The 13,724-nt window shown below is 69.9% G+C and carries 11 protein-coding genes; 3 read left to right on the top strand and 8 right to left on the bottom strand.

Features of this window, described 5'->3' with window-relative positions; translation table 11 throughout:
- The first annotated feature begins 149 nt into the window (after positions 1 to 149).
- On the top strand, positions 150 to 1,178 hold the full coding sequence (locus EDD27_RS03890; RefSeq protein ID WP_127931108.1) for a hypothetical protein: 1,029 nt from the start codon (positions 150 to 152) through the stop codon (positions 1,176 to 1,178).
- Positions 1,175 to 1,465 (top strand): hypothetical protein, encoded by a 291-nt coding sequence (locus EDD27_RS03895; RefSeq protein ID WP_127931109.1) that lies wholly within the window; start codon positions 1,175 to 1,177, stop codon positions 1,463 to 1,465. The genes EDD27_RS03890 and EDD27_RS03895 overlap by 4 nt, the downstream gene beginning before the upstream one ends.
- A 406-nt stretch (positions 1,466 to 1,871) precedes the next feature.
- Here the strand turns inward: EDD27_RS03895 and EDD27_RS03900 are convergent, their stop codons facing one another.
- From EDD27_RS03900 to EDD27_RS03930, 7 genes are all read right to left on the bottom strand, one after another.
- Positions 1,872 to 3,341 (bottom strand): sulfatase family protein, encoded by a 1,470-nt coding sequence (locus EDD27_RS03900; RefSeq protein ID WP_127931110.1) that lies wholly within the window; start codon positions 3,339 to 3,341, stop codon positions 1,872 to 1,874.
- Entirely contained in the window at positions 3,338 to 4,306 is a 969-nt protein-coding gene (locus EDD27_RS03905; protein WP_127931111.1) for an aliphatic sulfonate ABC transporter substrate-binding protein, read from the bottom strand. The genes EDD27_RS03900 and EDD27_RS03905 overlap by 4 nt, the downstream gene beginning before the upstream one ends.
- Before the next feature lie 28 nt (positions 4,307 to 4,334).
- Positions 4,335 to 5,105, bottom strand: a complete 771-nt coding sequence (locus tag EDD27_RS03910; protein ID WP_127931112.1) for an ABC transporter ATP-binding protein — start codon at positions 5,103 to 5,105, stop codon at positions 4,335 to 4,337.
- Positions 5,102 to 5,902, bottom strand: coding sequence for an ABC transporter permease (locus tag EDD27_RS03915; RefSeq protein WP_127931113.1), 801 nt, complete (start codon positions 5,900 to 5,902; stop codon positions 5,102 to 5,104). Before EDD27_RS03915 ends, EDD27_RS03910 begins: the two co-directional genes overlap by 4 nt.
- Positions 5,899 to 7,179, bottom strand: a complete 1,281-nt coding sequence (locus EDD27_RS03920) for an ROK family transcriptional regulator (protein ID WP_127931114.1) — start codon at positions 7,177 to 7,179, stop codon at positions 5,899 to 5,901. The genes EDD27_RS03915 and EDD27_RS03920 overlap by 4 nt, the downstream gene beginning before the upstream one ends.
- Positions 7,180 to 7,349: 170 nt before the next feature.
- Complete coding sequence (locus EDD27_RS53910; protein ID WP_164903466.1) at positions 7,350 to 8,774, bottom strand: serine/threonine-protein kinase; 1,425 nt, start codon at positions 8,772 to 8,774, stop codon at positions 7,350 to 7,352.
- Positions 8,771 to 10,237, bottom strand: coding sequence for a serine/threonine-protein kinase (locus EDD27_RS03930; RefSeq protein ID WP_127931115.1), 1,467 nt, complete (start codon positions 10,235 to 10,237; stop codon positions 8,771 to 8,773). The genes EDD27_RS53910 and EDD27_RS03930 overlap by 4 nt, the downstream gene beginning before the upstream one ends.
- Positions 10,238 to 10,410: 173 nt before the next feature.
- Between EDD27_RS03930 and EDD27_RS03935 the strand changes: the two genes are divergently transcribed.
- Positions 10,411 to 13,236 (top strand): beta-galactosidase, encoded by a 2,826-nt coding sequence (locus EDD27_RS03935; protein ID WP_127931116.1) that lies wholly within the window; start codon positions 10,411 to 10,413, stop codon positions 13,234 to 13,236.
- Here the strand turns inward: EDD27_RS03935 and EDD27_RS03940 are convergent.
- Positions 13,233 to 13,565 (bottom strand): putative quinol monooxygenase, encoded by a 333-nt coding sequence (locus EDD27_RS03940; RefSeq protein WP_127931117.1) that lies wholly within the window; start codon positions 13,563 to 13,565, stop codon positions 13,233 to 13,235. The two genes, EDD27_RS03935 and EDD27_RS03940, sit on opposite strands and share 4 nt — an antisense overlap.
- Positions 13,566 to 13,724 lie beyond the last annotated feature (159 nt).

Consider the following 13,724-nt stretch of genomic DNA (forward strand, 5'->3'; position numbering starts at 1 on the left):
GAACACTGCCATGGTGCCGCTCACGTCCGGGATGCGGGGCTCCCGCCTTCTGCGTGATTCCGGTTGCTTATGGGAATGCCAAACGCGTCAACCCCCAACGCCCGGTGTGCTTGACTTCCGCCCGGTAACCACACCCTCTGGGAGGGTTCATGGGGGAGTTCGTGGGGATCGACCCCCGAGGCGCACATGAGCTGATCCGCCGGATGGAGGCGGGAAAACAGGCCCTGACCAGGACGCGGTCAGGGCTCGACGCGGCCATCGCCGAGGCAGGCGAGGACTGGGCCGGCCGCCAGGGCACCGCGGCCATGCACCGTACCTGGGCCTTCTACGACGAGTCGCAGCAGGACCTGAAGTGGCGCATCGACACCATCGAGCAGTTGGTGCCGGTACGCGAGAAGGGCATGCTCACCGGAACCTTCCCGTTCCCCAGCCAGGCCGAGGCCATGGCGGCCGCCGTGAACGATGCGAACGAGCTCGCCGACACGTTCCAGAACCACGACCGATACCTGCCCGGCCGGGTGGAGACAGCAGCGGGACCGCTCAAGGACAGGGCACGGGACCCGGCCTACGCGGCGGCGCTGCTGGCCGAACTCGGCGGCCCCGAGGCGTTCGTGAAGCTCTTCCGTGACTGGATCAACACGCAGGCCCCGGGACAGTACCGAGGCCTTCCGCCCACCTCGCTCCAACAAGCGGCCGCCTCCACCCCAGGGCAGCTGGCCGCCGCCTTCTCCAGCGCCGAGCGCACAGGACGGCTCGGCAGCGAATGGTACGAGATGGTCGCGACCGCCCCGGCGGACGTCCTGACGACACTGGTGGCACTGGCCGGCCAATCCACCACTTTCCTCAACAGGGTGGCCATCGACCTCCTGAACCGCCCACCGGACGCCGGACCCACGGCCCCCGACTGGAATCTCCACAACCTCGCCAAGGCGTACACGGCCAACCCGGACGCATTCCAGCAACTGCTGGCCGAGCGCCCAAAGGAGTCGGGCGTCCTGTTGGCCGCGGACACCGGCAACCCCGCGTACCCGGCGGCGCTGGCGGACGCGCTGCACAACGCCCTGAAGCCGGGCACCGGGGCGGAAGGATTGCGCGAGCGTGCCTGGTTCACCGTCATCCGCAGCAACACCGAACTGCCCGGCATCGAGGCGCTGAAGACAGGGAGCGGCAGCCCGTGACCACCAGACAACAGCTCCTCAGGGAAGCCGCCGCGAAGGAGGCGCTCGCCTCCACCTTCACCCGGTACGCCAAAGGGCTGGCCGACGCTTTCGACGGCATCCCGTCGCAGCAGGGCGAGTTCGACCCGTTCTGGAAGGGCCCGGCGATGGAGCGGTATCGCGCGCACGCCATCCGGCTCCGGCGCGACATGGACGAGCTCGAGGACTCGTGCCTGGCCACCGCGGAGAACCTCCGCCGCCGGGCCAAGCGACTCCGTGAGGACGCCGCGAACCTGACCAGTCAGTGAGCGCTCATGTCGGAGGACAGCCGCCGGGTTGCCCCGGCGAGTCATCTCGCCAGGGCTGCCGGCACGCTGGGTGAGTACGCATCAGCTGGACAACGTGTAGAGCCCTAGGAACGTCGCTCGAGCCTCGCGCGTTTCCTTCATGTCACCTCTCGACACAAGGAGAAGCATGAACTTAGGCGTTCCGGAACTCATCCAGCTGCTTGTGATGCTGCTCATCTTCGTCGGGGTTGTCGGCGGCGTGGTGTTCCTCATCGTGCGGCTGGCAACCCGCGGCCGAAAGTAAAGACGCTCGATCAAGACCCTCTGTACTAGCCTGCTTGGCGACGCCGTCACCAGACACGAACCCGCCAATGCCACTCCCAGCGCTCCTCGTCGTCGTCTGCCCTCCCAAGGGGATTTGTAGAGATCATTTTTCCGTGCTCTCTTTCTCGAAGGAGCTCAGCGTGGGGTCGTAGTCGAGGGCGCCGATGTCGTACATCGGGGTCATCCAGTGGTAGAAGTTGTCGCCCCGCTCGCGCAGCAGGTCGTACAGGCGGCGCATGAGGCGGCGGCGGACCGGGGCCAGCTCGGGGTGGGTGTACCGGTTGCTGAGCTCGTGCGGGTCGGCGTGCAGGTCGTACAGCTCGTTGACGGACTCCGGATTGACGATGAGCTTGTAGCGGTCGTCGCGGATCATCCGCTGCGGGTAGGGGAAGTGGTGGCCGTGGAACTCGGCCAGCAGTTCGGCGGGCCACTCCGGGTGCTCGCCGCGCACCAGCGGGACCAGGCTTCGGCTGTCCACGGCCGGTTTGGTGTCGCAACCGGCCAGGTCCAGGATCGTGGCGGTGCAGTCGGTCAGCGTCACGAATTCGTTCCTGACCTGCGGCTGCTCGCCAGGGATGCGGACGATGCCGGGGATGCGGTAGATGTCCTCGTACATGGCCGGGCCCTTGTCGTGCAGGCGGTGGGCGCCGGTGAACTCGCCGTGGTCGGCGGTGAAGAAGACCGAGGTCTGGTCCGTCAGCCCCAGCTCGTCGAGGCGGTCGAGGATGCGGCCGATCTGCTGGTCGATCAGCGTCACGTAACCCCAGTAGACGGCGATCAGCTTGCGGGTGACGTCGATGGGGATCGTGTCGAACGTCCAGTGCTCGCTGTAGTTACGCTGCACGGGCGGCTTGCCTTCGAACGTCTCCGCGATCGACGGCGGCAGCTCCACCAGGCTCGGGTCGTACATGTCGAAGTACTCGTCCGGCAGCAGGTACGGCAGGTGCGGCCCGAAGAAGTGGGTGGCGAGGAAGAACGGCCGGCCGTCGGCGGCATACCGGTCGAGGTGCTCGATGGCCCGGGTCGCCAGGTAGTGCTCGAACGTGGCCTCCACCGGCTGGTGCAGCCGCGCCGCGAGCAGGTTGCCCTGGTTGCCGTTGGGGGTGGTGCCCCGGATCAGATCCGAGATCCGGTACGGCGGCAGCCCCCGCTCCTCCAAGTACGCCAGGTAGTCGGGATGGTCGACCGGGTTGTGCCAGCCGGGCAGGTCGGGCCCGTCGAAGCCGTACGAGGCGGCGTTGCGGCTGGTGCCGCCGTGCCACTTGCCGATCAAGCCCAACTGGTAGCCGCGCTCCTTCAGCGCGCCGGGGAAGGTGAACGCGTCCTCGCGCAGGTCCTCCAGGTAGCCGACGTTGCGCTCGTAGTTCGCCAGCAGCCGATGCCGGAACGGGGCCTGCCCGGTGAGCAGGCTGGCCCGCGCCGGCGTGCAGATGGCCGTCGGCGTGTAGAACCGGTCGAACCGCGTGCCGGTGGCGGCCAGCCTGTCCAGGCTGGGCGTGGCCACGTGCGGGTTGCCGTAGCAGCCCAGCGTGTCGACACGGTGCTGGTCGGTCATCAGGAACAGCAGGTTCACTTGCTGAAGGCCTTTTCGTAGAGATCGCCGGTGTAGTACGTCGCCGGGTCGGGCTTCGACTTGAGCTGGCCGGTGCCGACGAAGAAGTCGCCCAGGCTGTCGAGCCACTTGGCGACCGTGCCGTCCTTGGTCTTGGCGACCAGGTCGGCCGTCGGCATCGTCTGGACGTTCGCCGCGTCGGCCTTGACCTTGGCCGGGTCGAGCTTGAGCAGCGCGGCCGCCTCGGTGATCGACTCCTCGGGGTGCGCGGCCCGCCAGTCGTTGGCCTCCTGCAGCACCTTGATCACTTTGCTGGTGAGCTCCTGGTCCGTCTTGGGCCCCGACACGAACGCGGTCGGGAACGAGCTGTCGGGGAACTCCTTGGTGCTGGCGAGCTCGACCGTGCCGGGCACCTTCTGCTTGATCGTGTCGATCAGCGGGTACCAGATGCCGGCCCCGTCGATCTGCCCGGCCGAGAACGCCGACACGACGGTGGCCGGGTCCATCGGCACCTTCTGGATGTCCTGGGTCGTCATCCCGGCCTTCTTCAGCGCCAGGTTGAGCACCATGTCGCCGGAGGTGCCCTCGGGCACGCCGACCTTCTTGCCCTTGAGCGCCTGCATGGAGGTGACGCCGGGACGGCCGATGACGCGGTCGGCGTACGCGAGCGTGTTGATCGCGATGACCTTGGCCTTGCCCGACGCCGGCAGCCACATGGCGCCCGGGCCGATGTAGCCGAAGTCGAGGTCGCCGGCGCCGAGCGCCTGGATCTGCAGCGGCCCGTTGGTGAAGACCTTGATCTCGGGGGTGAGCCCCTGCTTCTCCCAGAGGCCCTGCTTGTCGGCGATGGCCAGCAGGCTCGCGCCGTTGTAGTCGCTGATGTAGCCGAAGCGGACCGTGGTGCCGTCGTCGGAGCAGGCGGTCACGGACAGTGTCAGCAGGCTCACCGCCGTGGCGGCCGTCAGGGCGCGGCGAAGAGAACGCATGGCGGATCATTCCTTTCCGGGGGGTGATTCAGGCGGCTGAAGCTTGGTGGTACACGCCGTGCCAGACCTCGTTGCGGATGCGCCCGAACTCCGGCGACAGCCGCATCTCCTCGGTCCTCGGGTACGGCAGGCCGACGTCGACGACCTGCTGGATGCGGCCGGGCCTGGCCGCCATGACGATCACCCGCCTGGCCAGGTAGACGGCCTCGTCCACGTCGTGCGTGATGAACATGACCGTGCGCTGGTCCTGGCTCCAGGTGTCGAGCAGCTGGTCCTGCAACTGCACCCGGGTCAGCGCGTCCAGCGCGCCGAACGGCTCGTCCATGAGCAGGACCTGCGGGTTGACCGCGTACGCGCGGGCGATCGCGCAACGCTGCTTCATGCCGCCGGACAACGTCTTGGGCAGCGCGTCGGCGAAGTCGGACAACCCGACGAGCTCGATCGCTCGCTCGGCCCGCCGCCTGCGCTCGTCAGCGGGGAGCTGGGCCAGCTTCAGCCCGAACTCGACGTTCTTGCGCACGGTCAGCCAGGGGAACAACGCGTACTGCTGGAAGATCACCCCGCGGTCCGGCCCGGGACCGGTGACCGGCACGCCGTCCACCAGCACCTCGCCCGAGGTGGGCTCGACCAGCCCGGCCGCCATGCTCATGAGCGTGCTCTTGCCGCATCCGGACGGGCCCACGACCGTGACGAACTCGCGGTCGGCGATGTCCAGCGACACCTGGCTCAACGCGGTGAACGTGCCGTCCTTCATCGGGTAGGTCTTGACGACGTCCCTGAACGAGATCTTGGTGGTCAACGGCGCTCCTGCCAGTCGGTGAGGTGGCGTTCGGCCAGCAGCAGCAGCCGGTCCATCAGCAGGCCGAGCACGCCGATGGCGATCAGGCCCACGAAGATCGTGGACAGGTCGTAGTAGAGCTGGGCCTGCTGCATGCGGAAGCCCAGGCCCTCCTGGGCGGCGATCAGCTCGGCGGCGACCAGCGTGCCCCAGGCCGAGCCGAGCCCGACCCGCATCCCGACGAGGATGAACGGTGTCGACGCCGGCACCACGACCTTGAGGAAGATCGTCCGGTCGGAGGCGCCCAGCACGCGGGCGGCGTTGATCAGCGTCTTGTCCACGTCCACCACGCCCTGGAACGTCGACACGACGCTGGACAGGAACGCCGCCAGGAAGATCACGAAGACCTTCGGCACCTCGCCGATGCCCATGAGCACGATGGCGAGGGGGATGATCGCCAGGGGCGGGATGGTACGGAAGAACTGGACGTACGGCTCCAGCAGGCCGCGCGCGGTGGCGTACCAGCCCATCAGGAAGCCGACCGGGATCGCCAGCAGCGTGCCGAGCAGGAAACCCAGCAACACCCTGCGCAGGCTGGCGAGCATGTCGTCCAGGAGCGTGCCGTCCGCGATCAGCTCGCCTGCCTTGGCCGCCACCTCCAAAGGAGTCGGCAGGCCCTGCACGCCGACCGTGGCGAGCAACGTCCACACGACGAGGCCGGCGATGACCGCGATCAGGTTGAGAACGAGGGCACGGCTGGAGCGCTTGGGCTCGCGCCGCGCCGCGGGCGCTTTGCCCAGCGCGGTCAGCTGGGTCATGAGCCCTCCTTCGCCGGTCTCATGACCAGGGTGCTGCGTTCATGGATGACCTCACTGCGTTCGGTCATGGGCCTCGGATGGTTCATGGGGTCCTCTTGCGCGAGATCTGGCCCGGCCGGATAGCGGGAGAGAAGGGGGGATTCGTGCAGTACCAAGGCGATACCGCCGAGGGCGCCCGCGGCCTCGCCGAGCGTCGCGGGGCGCAGCGTGATCCGGTGCCTGGAGATCGGCATGACCCGGGCGTGCAGCGTGCGCTCGATCGGCTGGAACAACGCGGCGCCGATCGCCGCCAGCTCGCCTCCGACCACGATCGCGCTGGGGCCGATGGCGTTGCACAGGGCCGCCAGCACGCCGCCGATGTTGGTCCCGACGCCTTCCAGCAGGCCGAGCGCCGTGGCGTCGCCTGCTTCGACGGCCTTGATCAGCCCGGGGACGTCGTCGGCCCGGCCGCCGGCGGCGCGGTAGGCGTCCAGGACGGCTCTTATCGAGGCCACGGTCTCCAGGCAGCCCGAGCCGCCGCAGGAGCAGGGCGGGCCCTGCGGGTCGACCATGATGTGGCCGAACTCGCCCGACAGGCCGTAGGCGCCGCGGTGCAGCGACCCGGCGATCACCAGTCCGCCGCCGACGCCGTGGGACAGCCGCAGGTACAGCACGTCCTGGCCGCCCGCGGCCGCGCCCCAGATCGCCTCGCCCAGCGCGGCCAGCCGGGCGTTGTTGTCCAGCAGCACCGGCACGCCGAACCGCTCGCGCACCAGCACCTGCGCGGGATGCGGAGTGTCGTCGTCCGTGCGGGAGTCCGGGCCGCCTACCGGGCCGACCACGCCGACGCCGATCGCGCTGAGCGCGCCCAATCGCAGGTCACCCTTGCTGAGGGAACCGATGAGCCGCTCGGCCAGCTCCACCCGCTGCTCCCACGGCAGGTCGGCGTCGTGCGGCTCGCTGGCCGCGCCGACGATCTCGTGCGCCAGGTTGACGGCCGCGACGTGCAGCGCGCGCCGGGCGAAGTCGATGCCGATGGCCTGCCCGGCGTCCGGGTTGAGCGTCAGCGTCTCGGCCGGCCGGCCACGGCCGCGCGGCGTGTCGTCCTGCTGGGTGGCGGTGACGACGGCGCCGGTGGAGATGAGCTCGGCGAGGATGTCGTACAGGGTGGTACGGGACAGCCGGCAGAGCTTGCCCAGCTCGCCCCGGCTGAGCGGACCGTGCTTGCGCAGCAGCCCGAGCACGAGCTCTTCGTGCCCGCGCCGCAGCTGTGACAAGGGGCCACGGGGGTGTGACATGACGCTGAGTCTGCCCACGGCCACGGTTTTTCGTCAATAACCCGGAAAAAAACGTCTGAGGCATGACGTGGTGCCGTGAGCGGGGAAAACGCGGCTAGGGAGGGGGTTGGCGAGCCTTGTAACGTTCCCGTAACGTGGCGACGCGGCCTCGCGAGCCGCGTCGATGTGCGTCAGGAGTTCCGCTCGCACACCGTGAACGACACTCTCCTGGTGGCCCTCGAGGGTGTCAGCAGGTGGTAGACGATCGTGTGCGACCCCGGCTCGAAGGCCCCGAAGGGGTTACGCCGGTCGTCGGTCGTGCCGGTCACCCAGCCCGTCTGCCGTCCCTCGTCCTGGCCGTCCACCACCCAGCGGTAGGTGTACTCCGTCTGCTTGCCCGATGGACCCTTGATCACGGCGACCGGGTAGAGACTGGGCGACCAGCAGCCGTCTCCTCCGATCTGCTGCCCCTCCAGCGTCAACGACACCAGGCGTACGGTCGCCGCGGCCGCCGTCGTGGTCGCGGGTTTCGCCGGGGACGTCGTGGGTTTGGGCGTCGACGGGCGGCGGGAGGCAGTGGGGGTCGAGCGGGCGGTCCTGGTGGGGCGCGTCTTCTTGGCCGGCGCGCTGGGGGTCTTGGTGGTGGTGCTCAGGTTCTTGGCCGGTGGGCTGGTTGCCGGGGTGGCGGTGGCCGGTTCCGGGGTGGGCGCGGCCGTCGTCGCCGAGGTGGGCATCCACATGATCGCCCCGGCGACCAGCGCAGCGGACAGACCGAGCGCGCCCGCGCCCGCCAGCAGCGCCTTCCAGCGCGGGCGGCTCACGGGACGATCTGCCGTACCGGCGGGTGCGGCACCGATGAGCCGGAGCAGGACGTCCTGCATGGCGGGCCGGGCGGCGGGGTCCTTGGCCAGGCAGGACAGCACGATCGGACGCAGCGGACCCGGCAGGTCGCCCAGGTACGGCTCGTCGTGGAGGATGCGGCGGATCACCGCGGGCAGTGAGTCGTTGCCGAACGGAGGCGTCCCGGTGGCGGCGAACACGATCACCGACGCCCACGCGAAGACGTCCACGGCGGGACCGAGGGGCGCGCCCGCGAGTTGCTCGGGCGCCATGTAGGCGGGCGTGCCGACGATGCTGCTCGTCACGGTCAGCGAATGGCCGGACGCGCGGGCGATGCCGAAGTCGATGACCCGCGGCCCATCCCGCCCGAGCAGCACGTTGGCGGGTTTGAAGTCGCGATGCACCACCCCGGCCCGGTGGATCGCGGCCAGCGCCGTCGCGGTCGCCACCGCGAGCCGCTGCAGGTCGGCCCCGACGTGGCGGCCGGCCTGCTGGAGTGAGGGCCCTTCGACGTACTCGGTCACGATGTACGGCCGGCCGCTCAGCGAGGCGTCGAGCACCTGAGCGATGCAGAAGGGCTCCACCCGCCGCGCCGCGTCGATCTCCTTGGCGAAGCGATGATCGTCGGCCACGCCGTCCGCCAGCACCTTGACGGCGACCCGCCGCCCGTCGGGAGCCTGGCCCAGGTAGACCACGCCTTGGCCGCCCGCGCCCAGCCGCGCCAGCAGCCTGTAGGGGCCCACGGACGGGGGATCTTCTGGCAGGAGCGGGTTCATCCTTCGCTCCCCGTGGGGCAGATGGTGAACGAGAACGTCTTCGACACCGCTTGTGGCGAGGTGAGGCGGAGGACGACCCGGTGCGGGCCGTCCGACTCCACGAGCGGGCCGGTGACCTGCCGGGTGTGGGTGTCGGCGATGACGGACTCAGAGCGCTGCACCACCCGCCCGTCCAGGACCCATTCGTAGCGGAACGTGGTGGCCAGCTTGGTCCCCTCCACCAGGCCGGAGACGTTGCCCTGGCCGAACACGCAGTCGGGGGTGTCGGCATGCCTCGGGCCGATGACCCGCACCCACACGATCCGGAAAGAGCCGCCGCCTGATGAGGATTTCGTCGACGAGGTCGTCGGCCTGGGAGCGGTCCGCGTCGGCTTGATGGTCGGCTTGACGGCCGGCTTCGTGGTGGTCACCGGCTTCGCGGTGGACGGACTCTTGGTCCGTTTCTTCGGGCGCTCACGCGTTTTCGCCGGAGTGGGGGTCACGGCTGAGGTGATCGCCAGCGGCTGCGTACTCTGTCGCGGTTCCTGGACCCAGGCGTGCGTGGCACCCCAGGCGACGGTGGCCGCGACCGCCAGCGCACCCACGCTGGAGAAGCCTGCGACGAGCGCCGCCCTGCTCCCGCGCCGGCGCTGCCCGGGAACCGTGGACGGACCGCCGCCATCGGGGCCGTCCGGACGCTCGGGAGCCTGTCCGCCCAGAAGCTGCAGCAACACGTCCCGCATGGCCGGCCGGCGCGCCGGATCCTTGGCCAGGCACCTCAGCACGATCCCGCGCAACGGTTGCGGCAGGTCGCCGAGCTGCGGCTCGTTGTGCAGGATCCGATTGATCACCGCGGGCAGTGAGTCCTCGCCGAACGGAGGCGTCCCGGTGGCGGCGAACACGATCACCGACGCCCACGCGAACACGTCGACGGCCGGGCCGATCCGCTCGCCGGCGAGTTGCTCCGGCGCCATGTAAGCAGGCGTCCCCACGATGCTGCTGGTAGCCGTCAGGCCCGCTCCGACAGACCGGGCGATCCCGAAGTCGATCACCCGGGGCCCGCCCTGTCCGAGCAGCACGTTGGCGGGCTTGAAGTCGCGATGGACGATGCCGGCCTGATGAATGGCCGTCAGCGCGGTCGCGGTCGCCACCGCGAGCCGCTGCAGGTCAGCGCCGACGTGGCGGCCGGCCTGCTGGAGTGAGGGCCCTTCGACGTACTCGGTCACGATGTACGGCCGTCCGCTCAGCGAGGCGTCGAGCACCTGAGCGATGCAGAAGGGCTCCACCCGGCGCGCCGCGTCGATCTCCTTGGCGAAGCGCTCGTCGGCGAGTCCCTCGCGGAGCACCTTGACCGCGACCGCCCTGCCGCCGGGCCCTTGGCCCAGGTAGACCACCCCTTGGCCGCCCGCGCCCAGACGCCCCAGCAGCCGGTAGGGGCCCACGGCAGCGGGGTCGCCTTCCCGGAGGGGTTCGACGCGCGACATGGGACTCCTGTGACAACGTTATGGGATCTTGGGCACCATAGCGGGAATTGTCAGGCCGAGTGCGGCAGTCGCGTAAACCAGACCCTCCGGCAGGCTCAGGCGGTCCGCCGTCAGAGGCGCGGCCGCATCGATTGGCCGTTGACTTTTGTTTGGTTAATCGCCAAATTAAATGCATGAGGCGGACCCTCTCGGTGCTCCTGGCCATGCTGCTGACCTGCGCTGCCCTCGTCGCGCCCGCTCGCGCCGCAGCCGCGCGTGAGGTCACCTACGACCGGTATTCGCTGATGGTGGACGGCCGCCGGGTCGTGCTGCAGGCGGCCGAGTTCCACTACTTCCGGCTTCCCAGCCCGCGGTTGTGGCGGGACGTGCTGGAGAAGTTCAAGGCGGCCGGGTTCAACGCGGTCTCGCTCTACTTCTCGTGGGCCTACCACTCGCCGAAGTCCGGCGTGTACGACTTCACCGGCGTACGCGACGTGGACCGGCTGCTGCGGATGGCGTCCGAGGCCGGGCTGTACGTGATCGCCCGGCCGGGGCCGTACATCAACGCCGAGAGCAGCGGCGGCGGTCTGCCCGCCTGGGTGAAGACCGTGCCGGGGCGCGCCCGCAGCAGCGAGAGCGGATACCAGGCCGCCTATCGCGAGTGGTTGCACCACATCAACCCGATCATCGCCAGGCACCAGATCACCGGGGGCGGGCCGGTGATCCTCTACAACGCCGAGAACGAGTACCAGGTCAACACCGATGCCGCGTACATGCAGGACATCCAGGACCAAGCCCGGGCCGACGGCATCGACGTGCCCATCACCACCAACGACTGCTGCGACGGCGGCAGCTGGAGCTCGACCTGGGCGACCGGGCCAGGAGCCGTGCAGATCCCGGGCATCGACGACTACCCGCAGTCCTTCGAGTGCGCCAATCCCGGGCTGTGGGGGCCGTGGGGCGAAGGGCTGACCGAGCGGCTGCGCGACGACATCCCCGTGTTCGCCGCCGAATACCAGGCCGGCGCGATCGACGTGGGCAACGCCGGCTACGACAAGTGCCGCGAGCTCACCGGACCTGCCTTCATGAAGTACTTCTACAAGAACAACCTGGTCACGACCGGGGCGACGATGTTCTCGTACTACATGGGGTACGGCGGCACCAACTGGGGTTGGCTCGCCCAGCCCAACGACGTCTACACCTCCTACGACTACGGCGCCCCGATCACCGAGGCCAGGCGGCTCACTCCCAAGTACGACGAGTTCAAGCGCCAGGGCTACTTCCTGCAGGCGGTCACCCCGCTGGCCAAGACCGACCCGCTCGCCGCGCCGCCCGTGGACAACCCGGCCCTGACCACGGTGGCGCGCGCCAACCCGGACACCGGCACCCAGTTCGTCCTGGTCAAGCACGCCGACCGGGCCGCGACGAGCACGGACGCCGCCACCCTCGACTGGGCGGGACACCGGGTGCCCGTGCAGGTCAAGGGGCGCGACGCGCACGTCCTCGTCGCCGGGTACGACCTCGGCGCCCAGCGCCTGACCCTGTCCACGTCCGAGCTCATGACGCACGCCGCCATCGGCGGCCGCGACGTCGCCGTCCTCTACGGCACGAGCGGCTCGCCCGGGGCCACCATCCTGCGGTACGGGTCCGAGCCGCGGGTCACAGTGCTCGACGGCCGCGTCACCAGCACCTACTCCGGCGGCGACCTGCGGCTCGACTACACCCACGAGGGGCTCGCCCGGGTGCTGGTCACCGGTGGCGGGCGGCGGCCGCTGCTGCTCCTGATCGGCACGGACGCGGAGGCGGCGAGCTTCTGGCGGACGGACACGGCGTCGGGCCCGGTGCTGGTGCGCGGCACGGACCTCGTCCGCGCGGCGTCGGTGAACGACGGCACCGTGCGCCTGACGGCCGACGTGGCGGCGGCGGGGGAGGTCGAGGTGTTCGCGCCACCTGCGGCCCACCGCCTGCGAATCGGCGCGGACGACGTCCGCGTGACCCGCACCTCCAGCGGTTCACTGCTCGGCAGCACACGCCCGCCCGGCCCGGCGCCGCTGCCCGCGCTGACCGGCTGGCGGGCCCACGCCGAGTCCCCCGAGGCGCAGCCCGGCTTCGACGACTCCCGCTGGACCGTCGCCGACCGCACCACGACGACCAGCCCGCACCCGCCCAAGACCCTGCCCGTCCTGTACGCCGACGACTACGGCTACCACTACGGCAACGTCTGGTACCGCGGCCACTTCACCGCCACCGGCGCCGAGACCACGATCGACCTGAACGCGGTCACCGGCCTGCGCGGCAACTACCTCGTCTGGCTCAACGGCCGCTACCTCGGCTCGGCCGCCGGCGGCGTGCAGGCGGACTCCGGCGACCAATGGACCCCGCCCAACCCCGACCCGGGCCCCGGCCACTTCGCCATCCCGTCAGGCCTGCTGAAGCCGGGCGCCGACAACGTGATCGCCGTGCTCGTCGCCAACATGGGCCACAACGACGACTGGATCGCCGACGACCTGCGCTTCAAGCAGCCACGCGGCCTGGTGGGCGCCTCCGCCGGCGGCACCCCCATCTCCTGGCGCATCCAGGGCGCCGCCGGGGTCGACCCGGTGCGCGGCGGGCTCAACAACGGTGGCCTGTACGGCGAACGCACCGGCTGGCATCTCCCGACATATCCCGACAAATCATGGAAACCCGCTAACCCTGCCGCCACGCCCCTGCCCCCCGGCGTCACCTGGTACAGGACCTCGTTCCGGCTCGACCTGCCCGCGAACCAGGACGTCCCGGTGGGGCTCCGCTTCGGCGGCGAGCCGTCCCCCGCGTACCTCGTGCAGATCTTCCTCAACGGCTGGAACGTCGGCCAGTACGGCGGCGACATCGGCCCGCAACGCGAGTTCTCCGTCCCTGCGGGGCTCCTGAACGAGCACGGCACGAACACCCTCGCCCTGGCCGTCACCGCCGAGCAGCCGGTGCCCGCCGGCCCGGGCCCGATCAGCCTGTTCGCCTACGGCAACGTCCGGGTGGACTAACCGCGCGGCGGCACGGCGAGCTCGCCGAGCTCCGACCAGTCGTCCTGCGGAACTGCGGCGTTGACGATGCGCGGCGTCTCGGCCAGGTAGTCCGGCAGCGTGCGCTGAGCCTGCTTGAAGTGGTCCGACTGCACGTGCGCGCCCCCGGCCGCGTCGTCGCGGAACGCCTCGACCAGGACGTACTCGTTCGGGTCATCGAGGCTGCGCGACCAGTCGAACCACAGGCAGCCGGGCTCGGCCCGGGTCGCCTGGGTGAACTCGGCGGAGATCTCCGGCCAGCGGTCGGCGTGCTCGGGCAGGATGCGGAACTTTGCGGTGATGAAGATCATCGGCCCTCCATGGATCGGTACCAGCCGAGCCTAGCGAGCGCGATTTCCATGTATGTCATGTAGGAAATGTTGACTTTATGGGTGCCGGTCCGTAGCTTCATAGGCATGAGCCAGGGCCTTTACCTGACCCGGCGCCCGCACGTGGACTTCGGCCACGTC

The sequence above is a fragment of the Nonomuraea polychroma genome (assembly GCF_004011505.1).
Classification (GTDB): Bacteria; Actinomycetota; Actinomycetes; order Streptosporangiales; family Streptosporangiaceae; genus Nonomuraea; species Nonomuraea polychroma.

Coding starts and splice junctions, on each gene's coding strand:
- EDD27_RS53910 (WP_164903466.1), bottom strand. CDS start 8,774: ATGAACCCGCTCCTGCCAGAAGATCCCCCGTCCGTGGGCCCCTACAGG.
- EDD27_RS03935 (WP_127931116.1), top strand. CDS start 10,411: ATGAGGCGGACCCTCTCGGTGCTCCTGGCCATGCTGCTGACCTGCGCT.
- EDD27_RS03915 (WP_127931113.1), bottom strand. CDS start 5,902: ATGACCCAGCTGACCGCGCTGGGCAAAGCGCCCGCGGCGCGGCGCGAG.
- EDD27_RS03920 (WP_127931114.1), bottom strand. CDS start 7,179: ATGTCACACCCCCGTGGCCCCTTGTCACAGCTGCGGCGCGGGCACGAA.
- EDD27_RS03890 (WP_127931108.1), top strand. CDS start 150: ATGGGGGAGTTCGTGGGGATCGACCCCCGAGGCGCACATGAGCTGATC.
- EDD27_RS03940 (WP_127931117.1), bottom strand. CDS start 13,565: ATGATCTTCATCACCGCAAAGTTCCGCATCCTGCCCGAGCACGCCGAC.
- EDD27_RS03905 (WP_127931111.1), bottom strand. CDS start 4,306: ATGCGTTCTCTTCGCCGCGCCCTGACGGCCGCCACGGCGGTGAGCCTG.
- EDD27_RS03930 (WP_127931115.1), bottom strand. CDS start 10,237: ATGTCGCGCGTCGAACCCCTCCGGGAAGGCGACCCCGCTGCCGTGGGC.